Genomic DNA, 20,688 nt, shown 5'->3' with positions numbered 1-20,688 from the left:
CCGGAACGGTCGTAACGCGCTGTTTTAACGCCACGCCAACCGAGATGGACAGACCCGATCTTTTCTGGAATAGCTCTAACATGCAAAGTGCACCCTGCGCCGCATTCGTCAAGTGGTAAATCATTTTTACCACTTGCACCTTTCGCATAACAGTTTTCACGCTGTGGCATAATTGCTTGCGGAGCCTTGCAACGCTGGGCTAGATGCAATTGAAGCGCAGGGCAATTCGGGGGATCAGACGATCATGATGAGCAGCAGTCTGGCCGATATGGAAATCTTTGCCCGCGTGGTCGCAACCGGCAGCATGTCGGCGGCGGCTCGCGATCTCGGCCTGTCGCCTGCCGTGGTTTCCAAGCGTCTCGGTCGTCTGGAAGAGCGCCTCGGCACCCGGCTCCTGCAACGCACCACGCGGCAAATCGCGCTGACCGAGGCTGGTCTGGGCTATCATGAGCGCGTGCTGGCCATTCTTTCCAATATCGAGGAAGCGGAAGCTTTCGTCGCGCGCCGCTCGGCGGATGCGCGCGGCACGCTGAAAATCTCGGCTCCCACGACCTTCGGGCGCATGCATATCGCCCCCTATCTGGTGCCTTTCATGCGCGCCAATGCCGACCTGACCGTCAATATGCAATTGACCGACGAAATGGTCGATATTGTCGGCGACGGTTATGATCTCGCCATCCGCATCGGTGAATTGTCGGATTCGACCCTTGTGGCCCGCAGGCTGGCGCCGGTCCGCCGATTGCTTGTCGCATCGCCCGGTTATATCGCGGAACGCGGCACGCCTGAGACCATCGAAGATTTGCAGGCCCATATCTGCCTTGCGCCGCACAACAATGATCCTTGGCGGCTGGAAGGGCCGAAAGGCCCGATTGTCATTCGCCCGGTCGGACCACTCCAGACCAATTCCAGCGAAATGGTGCGCGAGGCCGTGCTGGCCGGTCTCGGCATTGCCCAGCGCTCCACCTGGGATATCGGCCCTGAACTGGCCGCGGGCAAGCTTGTGCAGGTGCTGCCCGACTATACCGCATCGCGCAACGTGGCCATTCACGCGGTCTATCCGTCGAAACAGTTCCTGCCTGCCAAGGTGCGCCTGTTCATCGACTATCTTGCCGACCTTTACGGGCCCGTTCCCTATTGGGAGAGCGGCAGTTCTCCACAGGGCGCATCTCAAAAATAGACATCAAGTCTTTTGCCGACTATGAAACGCTGCGCATTAGAAAGCGTGCATATAAATACGGTGCGGCATGAACTCCCATCATGCTGGCCGTATCGTTCCGACTTTTGAGGAAAGATAATGAACACTCCGATCCGCTTCATTCTCGCTATCATCGTTGCCGTTGTCGTCGGCTGCGGCTTCATGTTCTACGACAAGTCCCGCGGTGCGGAATGGGTCGTGTCCCCGCAACAGATCGAACAGGCCAAGGCCGAAGGTAAATCCGGCGTCGAAAGCCGCCCCGGCACTGTGACCGTGCTGCCGATCCGCAGCGAAACGGCTGATGCGTTGCCGTTCAAATGGGCGATGTATGGCGTTGTCGCCGGTCTGTTTGTGCTGGTTGCGACGCGCAAGCGCAAAAAGGCTTAAAACCCCTTTTTTCCAGCATCATAAAGCCCGGCTGGATCACCAGTCGGGCTTTATTTTCAATAGAGCGGTTCCTGTTTTGACGGAATCGTCGGAACCGCTCTAAGTATTTATTTTTACGCATTTCCAGACGCAAACCGCTTCGCACTTTTGCTGGAAAAGCTCTATATTCCGTTGCCGGGTCCGTCCCTTGCGGCTACCTTGCCGCCGATACGCAGAGGGCTTGAACGGCATGGCCGAAACGATTTTTTCCCGCATACAGGCGAGCCGCACAGCGGACGACGTCGTATACCAGATCGAGACGCTCATTCTGGAGGGCGTTCTGCGCGGCGGCGACCGTCTGCCAGGCGAACGCGAACTGGCACGCCAGTTCGACATTTCCCGGCCCATCCTGCGCGATGCCTTGAAGCGCCTTGAAACGGCTGGCCTTTTGACCTCCCGCCATGGTGGCGGAACATTTGTCGCCGATGTGATCGGGCAGGTCTTCAGCGCGCCCGTAGTCAAGCTTTTTGCCGACCACCGCAAGGCGACCGCAGACTATCTCGAATATCGCCGCGAGATCGAAAGCATCGCCGCCGAATATGCGGCGTTGCGTGCCACACCCGCCGACAAGGCGCTTTTGACGGAAATCATGCATGCGATGGAGACGGCCCATGGCGCGAGCGATTTCGACACCGAAGCGCGGCTTGATGTCGAGCTGCACAATGCGGTCGGCGAAGCCGCGCACAACATCGTGCTGTTGCACACTTTGCGCTCCTGCTACCAGCTGTTGAAGGATGGCGTGTTTTACAACCGCAGCCTCATCTACAGCTATCCGGGCGTCGCCGACATGTTCCTTTCGCAGCATCGCGCTATCTATGACGCGGTGATGGCTGGCAACCCGCAGGCCGCCCGTGAAGCGGTGCAGAAGCATATCCGCTTCGTCGAGCAGGCCACCCATGACCGCGAACTGAACGAAGAACGCGAGCGCGTGTCGCAGCTGCGCTTCCGCCAGCGGGCGGGCACCAATGCGGTGAAGGAAGTGAAGGACGACGGCGAATGACTGGTGTGGTTTTCAAGGATGCATGCGGCCCGCAGAACATTCGCCTTTATGCCATTGGCGACGTGCATGGGCGCTTCGATCTGTTGCAGGATATGCACGGATTAATCCGCGCCGATCTCGACCATCGCCCCGTCCATGACTGGCGCATCATCCATCTCGGCGATTACATCGACCGGGGACCGCAATCCAAGGAAGTGCTCGATTTTCTCATCGAGGCGGCTGCGCACGATCCGCGCATCCTGTCTCTTCTCGGCAATCACGACGAAGGCTTTCTCAATTATCTCGCCACCGGCGACACGGCAGGCATCTTCGCTCTGCATGGCGGCGTGGAGACCGGGCGCTCCTATGGCGTGGAACTCGATTTTTCCGATCCGGACAAAGCCCGGCGCGGACACGAGGCTCTGGTGAAAGCCGTACCGCAAGCGCATGTCGATTTCATACGCTCGATGCCGCGCTGGCTGTCGTTCGGGGACTTCTTTTTCTGCCACGCAGGCGTCAACCCCGTTGTCCCGCTTGAAGAGCAGGACCCGGACGACCTCATCTGGATACGCACTTTGTTTTTGAAATGGACCGGTCCCCTCGCAAAGGTGATCATCCATGGGCATACGCCGCAAGGCGCGGTCGATGTTCAGCCCAACCGCGTCAATCTCGACACCTATGCCTGGAAGAGCGGCCTGCTCTCGGCAATCGCAATCGATGGCGCGGAAAAGCGCTTCATCGAAGCGAATTAATGAGCGCTGGAAATTCCGTAACCATCGCTCGAAACCATGGTGTTACCGGCATCGACGGTGAAGATGCCGACAGCCATGAACACGATCGCGGAGACCATCAGGACGGTAAGAAGGGCGGCATGCTTGGCGGTCATATTCGGGAACTCTTTCGACGGTTGCCGGATGAAATTCGATAAAACGAGCCGCCGTTGCGAGCATGGCGTGAAGCCCTGCCCGACCGATCATTGCCCGGGAGACGGCGTTCAGTTACACCCGATAAAAGTTACCTGCAACTGAACGGCGGCGTCGTTCACCGCGCTTTTTTCACAAAACAACGCATTGCTCACAGCATGTGGCAAAGCAGCAACGCGAAGTCTATCCGCAAGGTTAATGTTGGGTTTAAATCTGGTCGATCCAGGCTTTGGCGAGTGCCGCGCCCGCTCTGTCTGAGGAGCGGCCAACGCTCTCGGCAAGTTGCGCAAACGCCTTGTCCCAGCCCGGCGCAAAATCTTCGATTTCGTGGGCGAGTTGGGCATTCCACTGTTTGACGAGCGCGGTATCGGCTTCGAAATGGAACTGGGTTCCATAGACCGCCCGTCCGATCCGGTAGGCCTGATTCTGCGTCATGTCGCTTTGCGCCATATGCACGGCACCTTTTGGCAGCGTGAACGTATCGCGGTGCCAATGGAAGATCGGAAACGCTCTGCCTGCCGTCGATAAGACCGGATCGTTCAGGCCCTCTTCGGTCAGGCGCACTTCCAGCCAGCCGAACTCCATCGGACGGTCGAGGATATTGTCGCCGCCATAGGCGCGCGCCACAAGCTGGCTGCCGAGGCAGATGCCAAGCACCGCCTTGTCCCTGTCACCAAAGCCACGAATGAGATCGAGCAGATGCGGGAAATAGGCAAATTCGGCATCGGCCAGCGCATTCTGCTCGCCGCCCAGCACAATAAGCGCCTTGTGGTCGGTATCATCAGCGGGCAGCGCATCGCCATTGTAGGGAAGGCGCAAATCAATCGCATAACCGGCTTCTTTCAGGACGGGCTCAATCTGTCCGAGCCCCGCACCATCATAATTCTGGACGACCAATACCCGCATAACCAAGCCTCGAAAATTCTTTGCCATTGGCTAACACGAAAAAGGCCCGGACAACAGCCGGGCCTTTGATCGATTGGACGTCGATTATTCGACGACCGACACGCTGACGGTCCGGCCCGCCACGAGGTGCACGCCATCCGGCACGTCCTCAAGCTTGACGCGCACCGGCACACGCTGCGCAAGACGCACCCAGTTGAAAGTCGGCGTGACATTGGCAAGCAGGCTTGTCGTTGCGGTGCGCTCGCGATCCTCGATGCCACCGGCAATGCCTTCGACCTTGCCCTTGAGCTGCACGTGGCTGCCCATGATATCGACCACCACCGGATCGCCGAGCTTGATACGCTCAAGCTTGTTTTCTTCGAAATAGCCCGAGACATAATAGGAATCCGTATCCACCAGCGCCGTTACGGCAGAACCTGCGGTGACATAGTCGCCCGGCTGCAGCGAAAAGTTGGTGATGACGCCATTGACCGTCGCCTTGACCGAAGACCGATCCAGATTGAGCGCGGCCAGATCACGGTCCAGACCGGCCTGACGGTAAGCCGCCTCGGCCTGCATGGCTGTCGTTTCAACCTGTTCCAGCTTCTGGCGGGTCACAGTCGTGTCGTTGAGCTGGCGATAACGGACGAGATCGCGATTGGCCATGTCGAGCGCAGCCTTGCTGCTGTCGACCTTGGCCTCCGCCGTTTGCAGCGCCAGCTTGTAACGCGCCTGATCGATGCGGAAAATCACATCGCCTTTTTTGACGGTCTGGTTGTCGCGAACGAGAACTTCGCTCACCAGACCCGACACGTCCGGTGCAACGCGCACCACATCGGCAAGGATCTTGCCATCGCGTGTCCACGGCGCATTCATGTAATAATCCCAGAGATGCCAGCCCAGCAGCCCCGCCATTGTGACCATGACGAGGGTGAGAAAAACCCGGCCAGTATGTGCGAAGAGCTTTTTCATCAGTCTATTCCGTTCAAGATAATGGCGGCAGCGCCAAGAATGCAGAAATACATGGCGGCATCGAACAAGGGCCGGTGCCACACAAAACGGTAGAAACGCACGCGCGCCAAAAGGCGTTGCATGATCGTATTGAGGACATAGGCGCCAAGCGCCAGCACGCCCAGGGTCGGGATATAAATCCCGTATATATCGAGTTCAGGTCTCATGATCGTTCACATTCAGTCTTCAAGCTGCTGTTGGTCAGGCGGCTTGCGGCAGCTCCAATTGCGGGCGCGGTGGCAAAGCAAAAGGCGGCGCCTTGGGAAACAGGTTGAAACGCAGCGCCACCAGTGCGAGCCGCGGACGGCGGGCAACGGCTGGCGAGCCGCTTTCGATGATCACCGCTATCGCCTTGTCGATGGCGGTGAGCAATTGTTCGTCGATGCCCTGACGCGACAGGCCGTTCGGCCCGCCTTTGGACAAAGCCCGATAATGCGCGCCGACACCGTCCAGCACCGCATCCACCGCCTCGCGGCAGGGCTCGGGCAACTTGGCGCGATATTGTTGCAGGTCGATGGTATTCATCCCGTTGCGCAGGTCGCGCAGCAGATCGACCTTGGCGACATCCGCCGATGGGATCAGCGCCAGACGCGGCGTCATCATGCCGATGCGGTCAATCATGCGCAGCAACAGGCGGTTCATATGCTGGCGGCGATGACGGCTTGGTCCGCGTTCGGTTGCCGCCACAATATCGCGCCAGCCAGCCTCGACCAGACGCCGCACGCTCCATTCGGCACCGACCGAGCGCACGATAGACGTGATCACCGCAGCAATGACGATACCGACAACCGTTGCCAGATTGGCATTGGCAAAAGTGACGAAATCCGACGTGGCGTGGCTTTGCAGCATGAGCATGTTGGGCAGGTTCACACAGAGCACCATGCCCAGCAGAAACTGCGACGGAATTGCCAGAAGCACACCGGCAGGCACCAGAAACAGACCCAGCACCAAAGCCAGCGGGAAGAAACCGTCCACCAGCGGCAGCAGCGCGAATTCGAAGATGAAAGCGGCTGCGATCACGATCATCAACAGCCAGTTGAACTTTCGCATCACCGGCACGGGGTCGTCCATCGTCGCAAAGATACAGCAGAAGATGCCTGCCATCATTGCGGCTGCACTGCCCTGTGACCAGCCGGTGGCGATCCAGAAGGCCGTTGCAACACTGGTTGCGAGAAAGGCCGAGAAGCCCGACAGAAACGCCATGCCATAATCGCGGTGCGCGGGACGCCCTTTTAGATGGGCGTCGTAACGGCGCCAGCGCAGCGCATGGCCGCGCTTCGCACCGGATACGATATCCTGACGCAGCGTTATGCAATCGCTCCAGATCTGGACCAGATCGCGGACACGCGCAGCCACGTTGAACGGCAGAAGCTCACCCCAGCTGGAGGCGTCCTTGCCGTGACGCTCGATCTCGTCGATCAGCTTCAACAGAACGGCGCGGCGCTCTTCGCTGAGATTTTCGCCGCTTTCGAGCCAGTTGCAAGCTTCATCAAGAAGCTGCTGGACAGCCGGATGCCAAGGCTTTTCGCCTTCACCCGGCTTCAGCACGATGACATCGTGCAGGCTGGATATGATCGGCAGCACGGCCACCATGCGCTGTTGCAGCACATGCAGCATGGTTCCAACGCCACGAATGGACGAGGTGTCATAGGCCACATGGGTGGTCAGGTTGCGCAGTTCCAGCGCGTCGGATGCCAGACGCTGACGGTCGCGCAGAAATTGCGGGCTGGCGCCCTCGCCGCGCATGGTGGCGACGGCAAGCCGTGACCCCTCACGCAGCCAGTTGTCGATGCGACCGACCAGAACCGGCCCGCTGTGGCGCGGAAAGACGAGGCGATTGACCAGCGCCGCGCAGACAATGCCAATGGCAATTTCCTCGACGCGGCCAAGCGCATAATCAAAGGTGGTTTCAGGAACGGTAACCACGGCAAAACTTGCAATCGCCACCGTATAACCGGCGAGCATGAAGAGATAGCTGCGCGGCGTGCCGTCAAGCAGGCTGATCGCCAGACAGACGCCCATCCACACGCCGATGGCGACGGTCAGGATTTCCGGCGAATTGATCAGATGTGGCACGAAAAGAATCGTCACCGCACCGCCGATGATCGTGCCGATCAGACGATAGATGCCCTTGGATGTGGTGGCCCCCGAAAGCGGATGCGCGACGATATAAACGGCGGCAATCGACCAGTATGGATTTGGCAGATTGGCCATCAGCGCAATCCACAAGGCAAGCATACCGGCGGCGAACGTCTTTAGGGAAAAGACGACGTCCCAGAATTTCGGGGTTGTTTCGGCAAGCTTGGTCATTGTTTTTCGAAGGCAGTGTGGTTGGTTCAGATGTTCAGGAATTTCTCGTTCAGCCTGCGCAACACTTCCATGGCGACATCGACCTGTTCGGCGTCGAAATCGCTTAAGAACTGCGTCCGAAGACGGGCCGCAGACTTTTCCACTTTGGTGGCAAGGGCGCGGCCGTCTTCGGTCAACTGGATGAGTTTGACGCGACGGTCGGCATCGTCGGCGACGCGCAGGATCAGGCCATCCTTCTCCAGCTCATCGACGACACGAACGATCGTCGCCCCCTCGATGCCGACCCGTTCGGCCAGCACCCCCTGGGGGATCAGATCGCCATGCCGCAAGAGGGTCATCAGAGGAACAGCTTTCGCATCGGAAAGTCCATGCTCCGCCATGGCCGCATCAAAGGCTTTCCGCCATCCTCTGGCGGTGCTTGCAAGAAGCGGCGCGAATTCGACCCAAGCTTGTTTCATCACTTCAATTCCATTCAAATAGATAGCTTCATACCTATATGGATACAATCTAATTAGATTCAACCGCCAGCCATTTCCCATCAATTGTTTGTGTAAGCCATTTGTTATGTGAGAGCGGTTTTCAATCGGCAGGCTGGCAGAACTGCCACACAAAGCGCTTGACCGGCAGGCTTGCCCTCTGCCATCGATGCGATCATGCGCGCAAATTACAGAATGCAACGACTTTACATCGAGGACGACCTCGCCCCGGAAACGCCGGTGGAGGCTGCGCCGCAGGCTGCCCATTATCTCATTCACGTGCTGCGCCTGAAAGAAGGCGATGAAGTTCTCGTCTTCAACGGGCGCGACGGTGAATGGAAGGCCTGGCTAAAGCCGGAAGGCAAGAAGCGTGTTCTGCTCGTACCTGTTGAGGAGACCCGCCCGCAGCCAGCGCCAAGCGATCTCGTCTATTGTTTCGCGCCGCTGAAACAGGGCCGCCTTGATTATATGGTGCAGAAGGCCGTTGAAATGGGCGCTGGCGTCTTGCAGCCGGTCGTCACCCAGCACACGCAAGTGCCGAAACTCAGCACCGACAAGATAAAGGCCAATGCCATTGAGGCTGCCGAGCAATGCGGTGTGCTTGCCATACCCGAATGCCGCGACGCGGTGCGCTTCGACCGCTTTATCGACCAGTGGGCCCCGTCGCGCCGTCTGATCTTTTGTGATGAGGGTCACGAATCGGACGATCCGTTGAGCATTCTGCAAGGTTTGAAGACCGGACCAACGGGGCTTCTGATCGGCCCGGAAGGCGGATTTTCGGAAGAAGAGCGGCAAGTGCTGCACCGTCTGCCCTTCGTGACGGCCATTCCGCTCGGCCCTCGCATTTTGCGGGCGGATACCGCAGCCGTTGCCGCCATGGCTCTGGTACAGGCCGTTCTCGGCGACTGGAGAAATGCGGCATGATGTTCTCTAAATCGATCGTTCAATGAAATTGACTTGCGTGATTTGACAAATTTGTCCAATCACGCTGACAAGCTGAAATACGACCAGGGATAGACTGTATGGCGCGCGATACGACTGACGAAACGGCACTGACGGGCGTTGAAGAACTCGCGATCTATCTTGCCGGGGGCAACAAACCCAAGGATGCCTGGCGCATCGGCACCGAGCACGAAAAATTCCCTTTCTATACCGCTGACAACAGCCCTGTTCCCTATGCGGGACCGCGCGGCATCAAGGCCATTCTGGAAGGCATGCAGGCCATGCTCGGCTGGGAGCCGATCATGGACGAAGGCAACATTATCGGCCTTGTCGAGCCGACCGGACAGGGCGCAATTTCGCTGGAGCCGGGCGGCCAGTTCGAGCTTTCCGGCGCACCGCTTACGACCATTCACCAGACCTGCCGCGAAATGAACGCGCATCTGAGCCAGGTGCGTGAAATCGCCGAGCCTCTGGGCATTCGTTTTCTCGGCGTCGGCGGCAGCCCGAAATGGACGCTGGCCGAAACGCCGGTCATGCCGAAGTCGCGCTACAAGATCATGACCAACTACATGCCGAAGGTTGGCAAGGAAGGTCTGGACATGATGTACCGGACCTCAACCATTCAGGTTAATCTCGATTTCAGCTCCGAACGCGACATGCGCCGCAAGATGCAGGTTTCGATGAAACTGCAATCGGTCGCCACGGCGCTGTTTTCCAGTTCGCCCTTCACCGAGGGCAAACCGAACGGTCTCCTGTCATGGCGCTCGAACATCTGGCGTGATACCGACAACCAGCGCGCCGGTGTGCTACCCTTTGTCTTCTCGGAAAATTTCGGCTTTGCCGATTATGTCGACTGGGCGCTCGATATTCCGATGTATTTCATCCTGCGCGATGGCCGTTATCACGATTGCACCCATGTCACGTTCCGCCAGTTCATGAACGGCGCGTTGAAGGGTGAAGTCAGCGATCCGGTGCCGAATATGGGCGACTGGACCAACCATCTCTCGACGCTGTTCCCGGAAGTTCGCCTCAAGCGCTTCCTCGAAATGCGCGGTGCGGACGGCGGCCCATGGCGACGTATCTGCGCCCTGCCCGCCTATTGGGTCGGCCTGCTCTATGACGAAGAAGCGCTGACGGCAGCGGAAATGCTGACCAAGGACTGGACCTATGAAGAGGTTCTGGCGCTGCGCAACGAAGTGCCCACCAAGGCGCTCACCGCAACATTCCGTGGCAAGCCGCTGGAAGGCATCGCCCGCGAAACGCTGAAGATTTCGCGTCTTGGCCTGAAGAACCGCAACAAGCTCAACTCGGACGGTTTTGACGAAACCCACTTCCTGGCGCCACTGGAAGAAATCGTCGCCGCTGGCATTACCGATGCCGAGCGTATGCTGAAAGCCTATAACAGCATCTGGGCCGGTTCCGTCGAGCCGATCTTCCTGGAATATGCTTATTGAGCTTCAGTCCGGCAGAAAACCACACATGAAAAAGAGCGCGTTTTTCGCGCCCTTTTCATTTTCGGGATGTGCTCCGAGGTTAGCTCGTGACCTGCTGACCCTTTGTCGGATCGGGGATCACGACAATCGTGCTGCCATCGCGCACATTGTTATAAAGGTCGATTACATCCTGATTGAGCATACGGATACAGCCGGAAGAGACGGCCTTGCCGATGCTCCATGCTTCGGGCGACCCGTGGATACGATATAGTGTATCGCGGCCATCCTTATGGATATACATGGCGCGCGCGCCCAGCGGGTTCTTGAGGCCGGGGGGCATACCGCCATTGGCAATGCTGTAGGGCTGGAGTGCTGGCTGGCGGGCAACCATCTCATCCGGCGGCGTCCAGCGCGGCCACTGGCGCTTGTAAGCGATGACGGCACGGCCCGCCCAGGCAAAGCCGTCACGACCGACGCCGATGCCATAGCGCATCGCCCGCCCATTGCCGAGCACGTGATAGAGATATTTGTTCGGCGTATCGACGATGACGGTGCCCTTAGTCTCGCTCGTCGGATAATCAACTTCCTGCCGCCAGAATTTCTGATCGACCTTACTGATATCGACGGCAGGCAGTGGAAACTGCTCTTCCGGCATGGCCTGATACATGAGCGGCACGGGCTGCGACGGCGCAACGGGCTTATTGACCGGCTTTGCCGGCAGCGGCGGCTGGGCAGTCGAAACACAGCCTGACAGCGCAACAGCGCTTGCACCAATCAGAAAGCTTCGGCGGTTGAACACCGCCGCCTTCAAGCCGGAAAATGCGGCGTCCTGGGAGTTTTTACGCGACATCCTTGAACTCTTCGTTTGACACGCATCACGGCAGAAACGCGGTTCGCCCTGCCCGAATTGTGCTCATCATTTCGGATGTGCGAGAAAGAAAAGGCCAAGCTTAAGCCAGCCTTAAGAGAACAGCGGAGCTTGCACTCGGCTTCCCAATTCGGCGTTCAAGACATTGCGAGTGTTGCTAAAATAGCGATCCCTGCCCGCCGGAGCGAGCCGATGCAGGCTTTTTCGGTGCGCCCGGTTTGGCTGCCGATTCGTCCTCTGCACCGCCATCAGCAACCACCGCCACTTCACCGTCACGGAAACGAACCGACAGCGCATCGCCCGCCGCCACGCCTGCCGCCTGCTTGACCGGATGACCGTCCGCATCGAACACGATGGCAAAGCCACGGTCCAGCACACTTTCGTAAGACAGGGTGCGCATCAGGCGTTCCAGTTCCTGTCCGCGCCGTTTGGCGCGCTCGATCAAAAGGCGCACCGCCTGATCGCGCCTGCGATCCAGTTGCTCGACGGTCGATGTGGCAAGGCGGGTGCGCCGCAAGATCGGTTCCGGGACCAGCCGGTCGCCACGATGCGAGAGCGCCGTGCGGCGTTCCCGCAAAAAGGCTTCCAGCGCACGCGGCAGTCGCTGACCGAGCAGCGACATGGTGCGTTGCTGTTCCACGAAACGGCGCTGCAACAGGCGCGGCGACAATTGACGGGCGCGCCCTTCGAAATGCACCCTCTTCTTCTGCGTGTTGACGAACAGCGCCCGCGTCAGGCGCGAGGCGGATTCGTCAAAACGCCGGCGGGGCAAGGCCAGCAACTGATCGGCGGAAGGCAGAGCGCGCGCAGCCGCGCGATGCGCCTGCCGCTTGAGGTCGATGAAGCGCGACATGGCCGAGGCCAACCGCGCCGATTGTCCGGCAAGCGTTGCCTGCAAATCGGCCCTGACCGGCACGGCCATTTCGGCAGCGCCTGTCGGGGTCGGTGCGCGCACATCAGCGGCAAGATCGATCAGCGTCCAGTCGGTTTCGTGGCCGACCGCAGAAATCACCGGAATATGCGACGCCGCCACGGCGCGCACGACAACTTCGTCATTGAAGCCCCAGAGATCTTCCAGACTACCGCCGCCACGCGCCACGATCAGCACATCGGGACGCGGAATCGCGCCATCTTCCGGCAAGGCATTGAAGCCGTCCACGGCAGTGGCCACTTCCAGACCGCTCGTCTCGCCCTGCACGCGCACCGGCCAGACGATGACATGCAGCGGGTAGCGATCTGAAATGCGGTGAATAATATCGCGGATGACGGCGCCTGTCGGCGATGTCACCACGCCGATCACACGCGGCATGAAGGGCAGGAGCTGCTTGACCGCCGGATCGAACAGGCCTTCCGCCGCAAGGCGGCGCTTGCGTTCTTCCAGAAGCGCCATCAGCGCACCGGCGCCCGCCGGTTCCATCTGCTCGATGACGATCTGATATTTTGACGATCCCGGATAGGTGGTCAGCTTGCCGGTGGCGATAACCTCCATGCCTTCTTCGGGACGAAAACGCAGGCGGCCCATGGAACCGCGCCAGATCACGGCTTCCAGCCGCGAGCGGTCGTCCTTCAAGGCGAAATAGGCATGACCGGACGAATGCGGTCCGCGATAACCGGAGATTTCTCCCCGCACGCGCACATGGCCGAACACATCCTCGACCGTGCGCTTCAAAGCGCCGGAAATCTCGGAAACGCTATACTCGGCGACATTCGACGATGCGCCGGTAAAACTCGAGATCGGAACCCATGCTCATCCCATCATAGGCCATCAGCCGATACGGCTGGTCAAGAAGTCGCGTAGAAAATCATCTCATGCTTATCAACGGGCCTCACCAGCCCGGCAACAACTCATTGGCCCGCACCCTGCGCGTGCGGACCGCCGGAAAAGGCGAGATTTCCGGCGAACTCATCGCGCCAACAATGCCTCCCGGCTGGGGCGATGAAATATTGTCAAGACTTTCGATGATGTGCTGCGCCAGCGCATCCACCACCGCATTCTGCTTGTTGTGGCCGCGCATGATGCCAATGCCAAATTCCGGCAACCGCCCGAAACCATCGGCCTCACCCAGCACCCGCATGCCAGGGCGCAACGCACATTCCGGCAGCACCGAAACGGCAAGCCCGGAGAGAACCGCAGCGGCAGAAACCGTCGCCGACCAGCTCGTGATGATGATGCGATAATCGCGTTTCGCCGCTTCCAGCACTTCGATTGCCGCATGACGCCAGATGCAAGTCGGTCGCCCCACCGCAAGCGGCAGCACGGCTTCCTCATGCACAGCATGATTGGCCGACGTGACCCAGAGAAGCGGCTCGGTGCGCACCACTTCCGAGCGGCGCTTGTCGTCGCACTGGGTGACCAGCGCAATATCCAGCGTGCCGCGACGAGATCATTTCGTCCAGATTGACGGTCGGCTCGCAGACGACGGAAAGCTCAACACGCGGATTGGAGCGCGCAAAACGCGCCATGATTTCCGGCAGGAAGCGGTCGGCATAATCATCAGGCGTCCCGATACGCACATGGCCCTCCAGTTGCGTATCGTCAAAGGCCGCAATGGTCTCCCCATTCAGCTGCATCATCCGCCGCGCATAGAGAAGCAGCCGGTCGCCATCCTCGGTCAGGCGATTGGAGCGCCCGTCCCGCTCGAAGAGCGGCTTTCCGATCCGTTCCTCAAGCCGCCGCATCTGCATGGAAACCGCCGATTGCGTCTTGAAAATCGCATCGGCAGCGCGTGTGAAACTGCCCGTATCGGCTATCGCGATGAAGGTTTGTAACTGATCGAGATCCAGAGGCGTGCTCATGGGCGCTATCCATCACTATTTTTGAAGAATGACATTAGAAACATTCGTTGGAACAATCAATTTGATTGTTGGATAAAGCAGCCGTCGTAAAGGAAAGGAGCTGCGAAAGCGCATGACCCTGACGATGAGAACCCCTTAGCACCGCTGATTTAAAGGAGAGCGGACATGACAGCGATAAGCAAGACAACGACGACCTATTTACCGGCAACGCGCGCAGAGACCTCCACGTTCGCGCAAACGGTGAAAGCTGTGTTTATGTCGGCTCTGCGTCGCTGGATGATGTCCCGCAATCGACGGCAGCTGATGCGAATTTCCGAGCTTGACGATTATCTCCTGCGTGACATCGGCCTGCATCGTGGTGACGTCTATACGGCGACCCACTATCGCGGCCGCGAAAATCCGACACGTGTTCTGCGCTCGCTGGCTGATGCGCAGCGCCGTATCGAGGCGACACGCCACATCTGCTGAGGCCACGGCCTCAGCAGCCTTTTGAATCTCAAGCAGTTCGCACGAAACCCCTTCGCCGAACTGCCCACGGAACATCTGGCAGGCGCCACCTTCACAAGCCGGGTCCCCTCTCGGCCAGCCTGCCCTTTGCCCGGCCCGCTCCTCCGCTGGCCGGGCCTTTTTTATTCCGGCGTCGCGCAAACAACCCGCCTTCTGGCAAAAGACCATGCTTGGCGGTTGTTTGCGGCGATTGCGGCGCGACAAATTGGGGATGGCGAAATTTGCTATTCTTTTTTCAAAGAAAGGGGTTGCGTTCGGGGTTTGAGTTCGCTAGATGGAAGCCGTCGCGAACGAGCTTCACGCTTCTGTCGCAATTGCAAACGCTCGATAAGAGCATGATTTGCAATCCTTGCTGGGGAATAGTTTAAGGGTAGAACAACGGACTCTGACTCCGTTAGTCTTGGTTCGAATCCAGGTTCCCCAGCCATTTGATTTTCCTACATAATTTACGAAACAAAGCTGGAACAGCGTGGACCATTTTGCAATTCATTTTGCAGATTTTGTTCTGGCTTCGAGCTTTCGAATAGCTGATTCCCCGAGCTTTGGATCGCGGTGCAGATAATGCGCATCCAAGATCGAACGCACATCACGGAGGCTGTGCCCCGTAATTGTTGCAATTTCCGCCTCCGTACATTCGGCCAATGCGAGTCGTGTCACGGCAGTGCCGCGAAGGTCGTTAAACGTAACGCCTGTTACTTTTGCGGCAGCGCACGCTTTGCGCCATGAAGAGCGGAAACCATCTGCCGTCCAAGCTTTGTCTTCGCTGTTTTTCAGAATTGCGCCTTCCTTGACATTTATTGCATCGAGCGCGGATTTCAGCGGTGCACCGACCGGAATAATAACGCGAGCACCCGTCTTTGATTGTCGCAGCCGAATTCGCTGGCCGTCGTATGCGTGCCACGTAAGCTTCAATAGGTCACCCTGCCGCTGTCCAGTCCAAAGTGCCAAGATCAGCGGAAGATGAAGATGTTTTGGGGCGATCTCCAAAAACTGCTTTTCGTCCTGATCGGACCAAACGTTTTCAGCGCGATTCCCCCTATAAACTCGTCCGCCTTTTTCGCACGGGTTTGCCATCACTAAGCCTTGGCCGTGTGCCCATGACAATATTCGCGCCAGCACCTGCCAGGAATAGTCTGCCTGCCGCCGGGATTGTTTCGCTCGTTGATCGCGCCACTGCATGAACACGGATTTCGTTCTCGCGTCGGCAAGTGCAGACAGGGGAAAGTTGCTGAATTTCGCCTCAATAACCTTGATCTGTTTGACGTAGTCGCTCTTTGTCCGTTTCGACAGATCATCCCAGATCGTGGTCTCTTGAAAGCCGTTCAGGATAGATTGTAGCGTACCTGCTTTCGGCTTCGCCTTTTTTGCTATGGCCTCGTTGTAGGAGACGATGAACTCATCATCGCCCGGCTGTCCTTTTAGTCGGGGTCCACCGCGCCATGCGTACCAATAGGTTACTGTGTCGCCGTTGGCGAGCTTCACCTTCGCCTTATTAATACCCTTGAGATTAACGCGCATTTTCAGCCAACCATTTATCCAAATCGTTTGCCGGTTTCGCCGTGTTTTCCGATGGAGAGACAACAACTATTCTCCCCGACAGGTCTATTTCTGCTCGCGCAACTTTCATCCCTGCCGCAATAGCGCCTTTGATAGCTCTGGTCACATCGGCTTGCTTAAAGGCGACCTGTCTTTTCATCCGATTACTCCCTTAGCTCGTAAACGGGCAATGGATTCGGCGCGACTCTCTGACGTGAGAGTGTGATCAGCAGCCCAGAAGGTATCTGTTTTCCCGCTCCTGCGCATGTAAACAACCTTCGTTCCCGCTGCGTTTGGTCTTGCAGACAGATAATCATTGTCCAGCTCAAAGAGCGCAACTTCGATAAGCACGTCCGTATTGTTGCTCGGTGCTCTTAGCTTCGATATGCGGTCAATGAGCTTCATCGAATGATCTCCCGTATTGGGACAAGAATCTCAAATGACACGATGAAGGCGACAAGCACTGCCAGCGATGCGCCCATAATCTTTGCTGGCTGACCGATGCTCACCATTTCGTCACCTCGTAATGGAGGTAGAGTTCACGTGCGTTGACTAGCACGGGTTTGGCGCCTGTCGGGCGAACCATAACCCAACCCTCTGATATCGTCATAACGCGAGCATTTTCGCCGGTTTCCCGATGGGATAGTCGACTACCCGGTCGGATTCTTTGCCTTTTCTCAGACATTACTCCGCCCCCTAAACCCGCATGGGCATAATTACGAACAAGGGCGGCTCACCCCCGTCGACAGTGTCGGTGGGATAGACCTTTGCTGGGGAGCCTGGATCGGACAGTTCAAAACGAATTTGCTTGCTCGCCATGGCCGCAAAAACGTCCAGGCAATAGCGATGATTGAAGCCGATGGAGATGTCTTCCCCGCTGCCCTCGTCGACAACAACGCTATCTTCCGATTGACCGCTATCAGGATTAGTTACCTCCAGCGTGAGTTCGCTTGCTGTGAATGTGCATTTCACGGCCCGCCCGCGTTCGGTCGAAATGGTGGCCACGCGATCAATGGCGTTCGAAACTGCCGTTCGATCGAGAACGAAAGATTTGTCGCCATCGCTTGGGATTACGCGCTGATAATCAGGAAACGTGCCATCTATCAGGCGTGACGTGATGGTCGTGCCCTCGGCAAGCGTTAGCCGGATTTTACCGGTAGAAAGCTGGATTTTGATATCATCGTCGCATTTAGCGAAATGCTGGAGCAAACCAACCGTGCGGCGGGGCACGATGATGCCCGGCATATCCTTGGAGCCCTCGGGCGCGTCCAGCTTCACAAGCGCGAGCCGGTGTCCGTCCGTTGCGACGGCGGCCAAATTTGTGCCGTCGTGGTGCAGGTGAATTCCGTTCAGGTAATAACGTGTTTCTTCCGTTGAAATCGCAAACCCAACTGTCGCCACGACATGCGCCAGCGTCTTGCCGGGCAACTTGAATTCATGCGTGAAGCCATCGGCGGGCATTTCGGGAAAGTCAGATGCTGGCAATACCTGAAGGCGAAAGCGCGAGCGTCCGGCCTTCACATTAACATGCGCACCATCGCCTTCGAACTCAACCGTGCTGCCATCGGGCAGTTTGTGCACGGCATCATGCAATAGTCCGGATGGAACGGTAAATGGCGCGAACTCGGGTAGAAAAAGAGTGGCGCGTCGGTGATGACGCGCCACTCTCTCAAGCCGATCTCGGCCCTCTGTTCAATACGGAGATAGTCGGGTGATATTTAATCTATCAAGCAGCCTCCAGCCCAATAACCAGTCTTTGTCCCATGACGGCCAGCGCGGCAGTCATGAGCGGCAGCTTGGTTGCCGTGTCGGGATCAAGCAGGCGGCGAGCCTCCTTTTCATCCTTTCCAAGCCGTCTGGCGAGTTCGGTTCTCGATATGCCCGAAGCGCGGAAAGTCTCGATCACGGCGATCTTGGTTGCCACTTCGGCATCCGGCCAGATCAAATCTCCCCCGGTTCTCGCTTCGGGCAATTCTCGTCCCATCTCCAGGTAGGTCAGCAGGGCAACGCCGAGCGCGTCCGAAGCCTGCTCGCGTGCGTCTGCCATGTCGTCACCCTCGGTGATGGCCTCCGGTACATCCGGAAATGTAACAACGAAACCGCCTTCTCGCTCGGTAGGTTCGAAGACGGCTGCGTAAGCGTATGTCCTCATTCAATTAATCTCCATTCATTCGGCCCCGTTGGCTGGTGGCGGATTGGGGCTCATACAAGCCCCAATCCTTTCTTGATCTTCGCGGCGGTCTTGGGATCGATTTCCCGGCTCGGTAGTGTGGTGAAGCGATCCCCCACCCATACTGTTGCGTGCCCGCCTTTGCCTTTGCTTTTGCTGACCCTGAAGGCCAGCCCCAGCGCTTTTGCTTCATTCCTTAACTCGGCGATGAAGCGGTCTCGCTTGTCCATCGGGTTCTCCGTATTCACAAAAACAATATCGGATATTTTTGTCCGAACGTCAAGGCGTTTCGGATATTTTTGTCCGATTTTTTTAATGCGGCGGGTGCAATCATGACCGGCGCCAGTTCTACCGATTTCACGATTTTGGGCATGTATGTGGACCGCAAGCGCATCCTTGCGCGGCTGTCCGTGGGCGAAGTTGCCCGCATATGCAGCATCCCGCCCGACGATGTGAACCGCGCCATTCGTGGCAGGTCCATCGGTACGGATTCCTTGCATGCGCTCTGCGATTGGCTGGAGCGCGCTCCCTCATTTTTCGACACGCATTCGCTCGCAACCCGACGTGAGGTTTTCCCATGAAGACATTCGGCCAGCCCGGCAGCATAACGCCTGCAAGCTTCCCTCCTGAACTGCCGACCGTCATGGTCATCGAAGGGCTTTCGCTCCTGCGCGAGATGGGGATGACACGCCGACAGATGGCAAAAGCCTCCGGCATGTCGGAACAACAAATCCAGTGTTACCTCAAGACGACTTGCATTCGCTGGTGTCTCGATGACTGCTGGGGCGTGATGGGCCGTGAACAGGTGGGGGCAGCAGCACAATGAGCTTCCCCCTGATCATTGATTCCTTCGCAGGCGGTGGCGGTGCTTCAACCGGTATCGAAATGGCGCTTGGTCGTTCGCCCGATATCGCCATCTATCACAATGCAGCGGCATTGGCCTTGCATGAGGCCAATCATCCGCAGACGCTTCATTTGTCCGAGAATGTCTACAAGATTGAGCCGCTTGATTATTTGCGTGACGCGCATGTGGGGCTGGACTGGTTCTCGCCCGTTATCAATGGCGAGGTTTTCTCGAAATCGGTACAGGTATCCTGCTGCAACAGCGTTTCGCCGCCCGTCGCTGCCGCGCTCGTCGGGGCGAACTGCGGGCATCTGGCTTTGCAGAGGGAGGCAGCAGAATGATTTATGGGTATCTGATCGTGTTAAGCTTCAGGTGGCCTACTTCGCAAGCCGTCTTTCAGCTGGGGCAGTATCCGCTCTATCGGCGGTCTGTCATCGAAATAGTAACAATCCGTCATCATTCTTGGTGTGACGCGAGTTGCCACCTTGCAATCGCTGAAATCACAATCGTGGAACTCAGCGTCATCATCGACAATAACCGCGATTATATTGCATTCATAGAACCTGTTCGTGCCGTGAAAAACGGAATGCAGGTTAACCGTGCAGCCTCGGATAAGGCAATTTTCATAGTACGCGAAGGTTTTGAGGGCAACATTAGTAATGTCGCATTCTTTATAAGTTACGCCCGCAATAGCATTAGGAAGCGTATCCAGTTGAAGATTCGAGAGTGTCACGTTGCATCTCGTAACCATTCCTATGGATTGAGCTATCTCATCAGCATATTTGAGAGCAATTGCGGCAGTTACATCCGATTCTCTTTCCCCCGCCTCTTCGGACAGATAATCTGTAAGAAGGTCTACTACTTCTCGGCCAAGCCCGGCGGTGCGGGACAAACCCACATTTCTCAACAGCGCAATGGCCGCCCGCTGTTTGGACTTGCTCGCATCCGACAAGAGAGAAGCTGCCTTCTCGAAAAGAACCGCCACGTTGTTAATTTCGGTCGCCTGCAGCTGTCGTTCAAACCTTTTTCCCTGTTCGATGGCTTCTTGCATTTGCTGGTTGGCCGTATCGGCTTGTCGTGTCGTTATCAGACCACGCCAAGCGACCGTACAGAAAGTCGTTATCGCGCCCCCAAAAGCTACAATCGTGCCTGCGACGGACGCGCGATCTCTGAACTCGTCAGGGAAATCCCCATAGAAAACCCACCACAGCAAGAAACCCGCGGTTACCGTGGTGATCACACCGAAGGACATCGCGAGCGCATACCATTCTTTCTCGCTGTAGACTGGATAATCAGAAACATGTGGCGCTTGCGGCAATTCTTCGCTGTTCATGGCTCCCCCTATTCATCAGCCCACAACGCACATTTAGCAAAAACCACAGTACTA

At 57.6% G+C, this 20,688-nt stretch carries 23 protein-coding genes, 1 tRNA gene and 2 pseudogenes; 10 read left to right on the top strand and 16 right to left on the bottom strand.

Annotated features, from left to right (window positions below; genetic code table 11):
* Nucleotides 1-247: 247 nt before the first annotated feature.
* From QLQ11_RS11955 to QLQ11_RS11940, 4 genes are all read left to right on the top strand, one after another.
* Nucleotides 248-1,177 (top strand): LysR family transcriptional regulator, encoded by a 930-nt coding sequence (locus QLQ11_RS11955; protein ID WP_283736286.1) that lies wholly within the window; start codon nt 248-250, stop codon nt 1,175-1,177.
* A 117-nt stretch (nt 1,178-1,294) separates the two neighbouring features.
* Nucleotides 1,295-1,582 carry a hypothetical protein gene (locus QLQ11_RS11950; RefSeq protein ID WP_109367818.1) on the top strand — a complete coding sequence of 96 codons (288 nt, stop codon included), beginning with the start codon at nt 1,295-1,297 and terminating at the stop codon, nt 1,580-1,582.
* 229 nt (nt 1,583-1,811) lie between these two features.
* On the top strand, nt 1,812-2,621 hold the full coding sequence (locus tag QLQ11_RS11945; RefSeq protein WP_109367819.1) for an FCD domain-containing protein: 810 nt from the start codon (nt 1,812-1,814) through the stop codon (nt 2,619-2,621).
* Nucleotides 2,618-3,352, top strand: a complete 735-nt coding sequence (locus QLQ11_RS11940) for a metallophosphoesterase (RefSeq protein ID WP_109367820.1) — start codon at nt 2,618-2,620, stop codon at nt 3,350-3,352. Before QLQ11_RS11945 ends, QLQ11_RS11940 begins: the two co-directional genes overlap by 4 nt.
* Here QLQ11_RS11940 and QLQ11_RS11935 read toward each other — a convergent pair.
* The 6 genes from QLQ11_RS11935 to QLQ11_RS11910 form a co-directional block, all read right to left on the bottom strand.
* Nucleotides 3,349-3,486, bottom strand: coding sequence for a hypothetical protein (locus QLQ11_RS11935; RefSeq protein ID WP_167836115.1), 138 nt, complete (start codon nt 3,484-3,486; stop codon nt 3,349-3,351). The genes QLQ11_RS11940 and QLQ11_RS11935 overlap by 4 nt on opposite strands.
* A 244-nt stretch (nt 3,487-3,730) precedes the next feature.
* A complete protein-coding gene (locus tag QLQ11_RS11930; protein WP_283736266.1) occupies nt 3,731-4,429 on the bottom strand; it encodes a type 1 glutamine amidotransferase in 699 nt (232 codons plus the stop codon).
* A gap of 84 nt (nt 4,430-4,513) precedes the next feature.
* Complete coding sequence (locus QLQ11_RS11925) at nt 4,514-5,380, bottom strand: HlyD family secretion protein (protein ID WP_109367822.1); 867 nt, start codon at nt 5,378-5,380, stop codon at nt 4,514-4,516.
* Nucleotides 5,380-5,586: a DUF1656 domain-containing protein gene (locus tag QLQ11_RS11920; RefSeq protein WP_078338977.1), complete on the bottom strand. Its 207-nt coding sequence runs from the start codon at nt 5,584-5,586 to the stop codon at nt 5,380-5,382. Before QLQ11_RS11920 ends, QLQ11_RS11925 begins: the two co-directional genes overlap by 1 nt.
* A 34-nt stretch (nt 5,587-5,620) precedes the next feature.
* Nucleotides 5,621-7,729: an FUSC family protein gene (locus QLQ11_RS11915; RefSeq protein ID WP_109367823.1), complete on the bottom strand. Its 2,109-nt coding sequence runs from the start codon at nt 7,727-7,729 to the stop codon at nt 5,621-5,623.
* Nucleotides 7,730-7,755: 26 nt separating this feature from the next.
* Nucleotides 7,756-8,187: a MarR family winged helix-turn-helix transcriptional regulator gene (locus QLQ11_RS11910; protein WP_109367824.1), complete on the bottom strand. Its 432-nt coding sequence runs from the start codon at nt 8,185-8,187 to the stop codon at nt 7,756-7,758.
* 195 nt (nt 8,188-8,382) lie between these two features.
* Between QLQ11_RS11910 and QLQ11_RS11905 the strand changes: the two genes are divergently transcribed.
* Both QLQ11_RS11905 and QLQ11_RS11900 read left to right on the top strand, forming a co-directional pair.
* Nucleotides 8,383-9,129, top strand: a complete 747-nt coding sequence (locus QLQ11_RS11905; RefSeq protein ID WP_124915957.1) for a 16S rRNA (uracil(1498)-N(3))-methyltransferase — start codon at nt 8,383-8,385, stop codon at nt 9,127-9,129.
* 98 nt (nt 9,130-9,227) lie between these two features.
* Entirely contained in the window at nt 9,228-10,601 is a 1,374-nt protein-coding gene (locus QLQ11_RS11900) for a glutamate--cysteine ligase (RefSeq protein ID WP_109367825.1), read from the top strand.
* 79 nt (nt 10,602-10,680) lie between these two features.
* On the opposite strand, the gene QLQ11_RS11895 is transcribed toward QLQ11_RS11900, so the two are convergent.
* The 3 genes and pseudogenes from QLQ11_RS11895 to QLQ11_RS11885 all read right to left on the bottom strand — a co-directional run bounded on the left by QLQ11_RS11895 (nt 10,681) and on the right by QLQ11_RS11885 (nt 14,244).
* The gene (locus QLQ11_RS11895) at nt 10,681-11,430 is read right to left on the bottom strand and encodes a L,D-transpeptidase (protein ID WP_109367826.1); all 750 of its coding nucleotides are present in this window, start codon (nt 11,428-11,430) and stop codon (nt 10,681-10,683) included.
* A gap of 175 nt (nt 11,431-11,605) precedes the next feature.
* Nucleotides 11,606-13,183 carry an exodeoxyribonuclease VII large subunit gene (gene xseA / locus QLQ11_RS11890; protein WP_371835996.1) on the bottom strand — a complete coding sequence of 526 codons (1,578 nt, stop codon included), beginning with the start codon at nt 13,181-13,183 and terminating at the stop codon, nt 11,606-11,608.
* Between the two features lie 91 nt (nt 13,184-13,274).
* A pseudogene (locus tag QLQ11_RS11885) lies at nt 13,275-14,244 on the bottom strand (LysR substrate-binding domain-containing protein).
* Nucleotides 14,245-14,409: 165 nt separating this feature from the next.
* Between QLQ11_RS11885 and QLQ11_RS11880 the strand changes: the two are divergent.
* Together QLQ11_RS11880 and QLQ11_RS11875 are read left to right on the top strand one after the other, a co-directional pair.
* Nucleotides 14,410-14,712 (top strand): DUF1127 domain-containing protein, encoded by a 303-nt coding sequence (locus tag QLQ11_RS11880; RefSeq protein ID WP_121538902.1) that lies wholly within the window; start codon nt 14,410-14,412, stop codon nt 14,710-14,712.
* 392 nt (nt 14,713-15,104) lie between these two features.
* A tRNA-Gln gene (locus QLQ11_RS11875) sits at nt 15,105-15,178 on the top strand.
* Between the two features lie 59 nt (nt 15,179-15,237).
* Here QLQ11_RS11875 and QLQ11_RS11870 read toward each other — a convergent pair.
* The 6 genes from QLQ11_RS11870 to QLQ11_RS11845 form a co-directional block, all read right to left on the bottom strand.
* On the bottom strand, nt 15,238-16,269 hold the full coding sequence (locus tag QLQ11_RS11870; protein ID WP_283736264.1) for a site-specific integrase: 1,032 nt from the start codon (nt 16,267-16,269) through the stop codon (nt 15,238-15,240).
* Nucleotides 16,259-16,447: a hypothetical protein gene (locus tag QLQ11_RS11865; protein WP_283736263.1), complete on the bottom strand. Its 189-nt coding sequence runs from the start codon at nt 16,445-16,447 to the stop codon at nt 16,259-16,261. The genes QLQ11_RS11870 and QLQ11_RS11865 overlap by 11 nt, the downstream gene beginning before the upstream one ends.
* Nucleotides 16,444-16,692, bottom strand: a complete 249-nt coding sequence (locus QLQ11_RS11860) for a hypothetical protein (protein WP_283736262.1) — start codon at nt 16,690-16,692, stop codon at nt 16,444-16,446. Before QLQ11_RS11860 ends, QLQ11_RS11865 begins: the two co-directional genes overlap by 4 nt.
* Nucleotides 16,693-16,983: 291 nt before the next feature.
* A complete protein-coding gene (dnaN, locus tag QLQ11_RS11855; RefSeq protein ID WP_283736261.1) occupies nt 16,984-17,952 on the bottom strand; it encodes a DNA polymerase III subunit beta in 969 nt (322 codons plus the stop codon).
* A 61-nt stretch (nt 17,953-18,013) separates the two neighbouring features.
* Nucleotides 18,014-18,439, bottom strand: a complete 426-nt coding sequence (locus QLQ11_RS11850; protein WP_283736260.1) for a type II toxin-antitoxin system HicB family antitoxin — start codon at nt 18,437-18,439, stop codon at nt 18,014-18,016.
* 50 nt (nt 18,440-18,489) lie between these two features.
* Complete coding sequence (locus tag QLQ11_RS11845; protein ID WP_283736259.1) at nt 18,490-18,957, bottom strand: hypothetical protein; 468 nt, start codon at nt 18,955-18,957, stop codon at nt 18,490-18,492.
* A 77-nt stretch (nt 18,958-19,034) separates the two neighbouring features.
* On the opposite strand from QLQ11_RS11845, the gene QLQ11_RS11840 reads away from it, so the two are divergent.
* Nucleotides 19,035-19,283, top strand: a complete 249-nt coding sequence (locus tag QLQ11_RS11840) for a helix-turn-helix transcriptional regulator (RefSeq protein ID WP_283736258.1) — start codon at nt 19,035-19,037, stop codon at nt 19,281-19,283.
* Nucleotides 19,280-19,510: pseudogene (locus QLQ11_RS11835) on the top strand (C-5 cytosine-specific DNA methylase); the annotation flags it as partial. The gene QLQ11_RS11840 and the pseudogene QLQ11_RS11835, both read left to right, overlap by 4 nt.
* A 152-nt stretch (nt 19,511-19,662) precedes the next feature.
* Here the strand turns inward: QLQ11_RS11835 and QLQ11_RS11830 are convergent.
* Nucleotides 19,663-20,634 carry a hypothetical protein gene (locus tag QLQ11_RS11830; protein ID WP_371835979.1) on the bottom strand — a complete coding sequence of 324 codons (972 nt, stop codon included), beginning with the start codon at nt 20,632-20,634 and terminating at the stop codon, nt 19,663-19,665.
* Nucleotides 20,635-20,688: the final 54 nt, after the last annotated feature.

Origin of the sequence: Ochrobactrum sp. SSR, assembly GCF_030067775.1 — a bacterium.
GTDB lineage: Bacteria > Pseudomonadota > Alphaproteobacteria > Rhizobiales > Rhizobiaceae > Brucella > Brucella teleogrylli.
The sequence above is the reverse complement of the archived record's forward strand: the minus strand, read 5'-3'. Positions and strand labels throughout refer to the sequence as shown.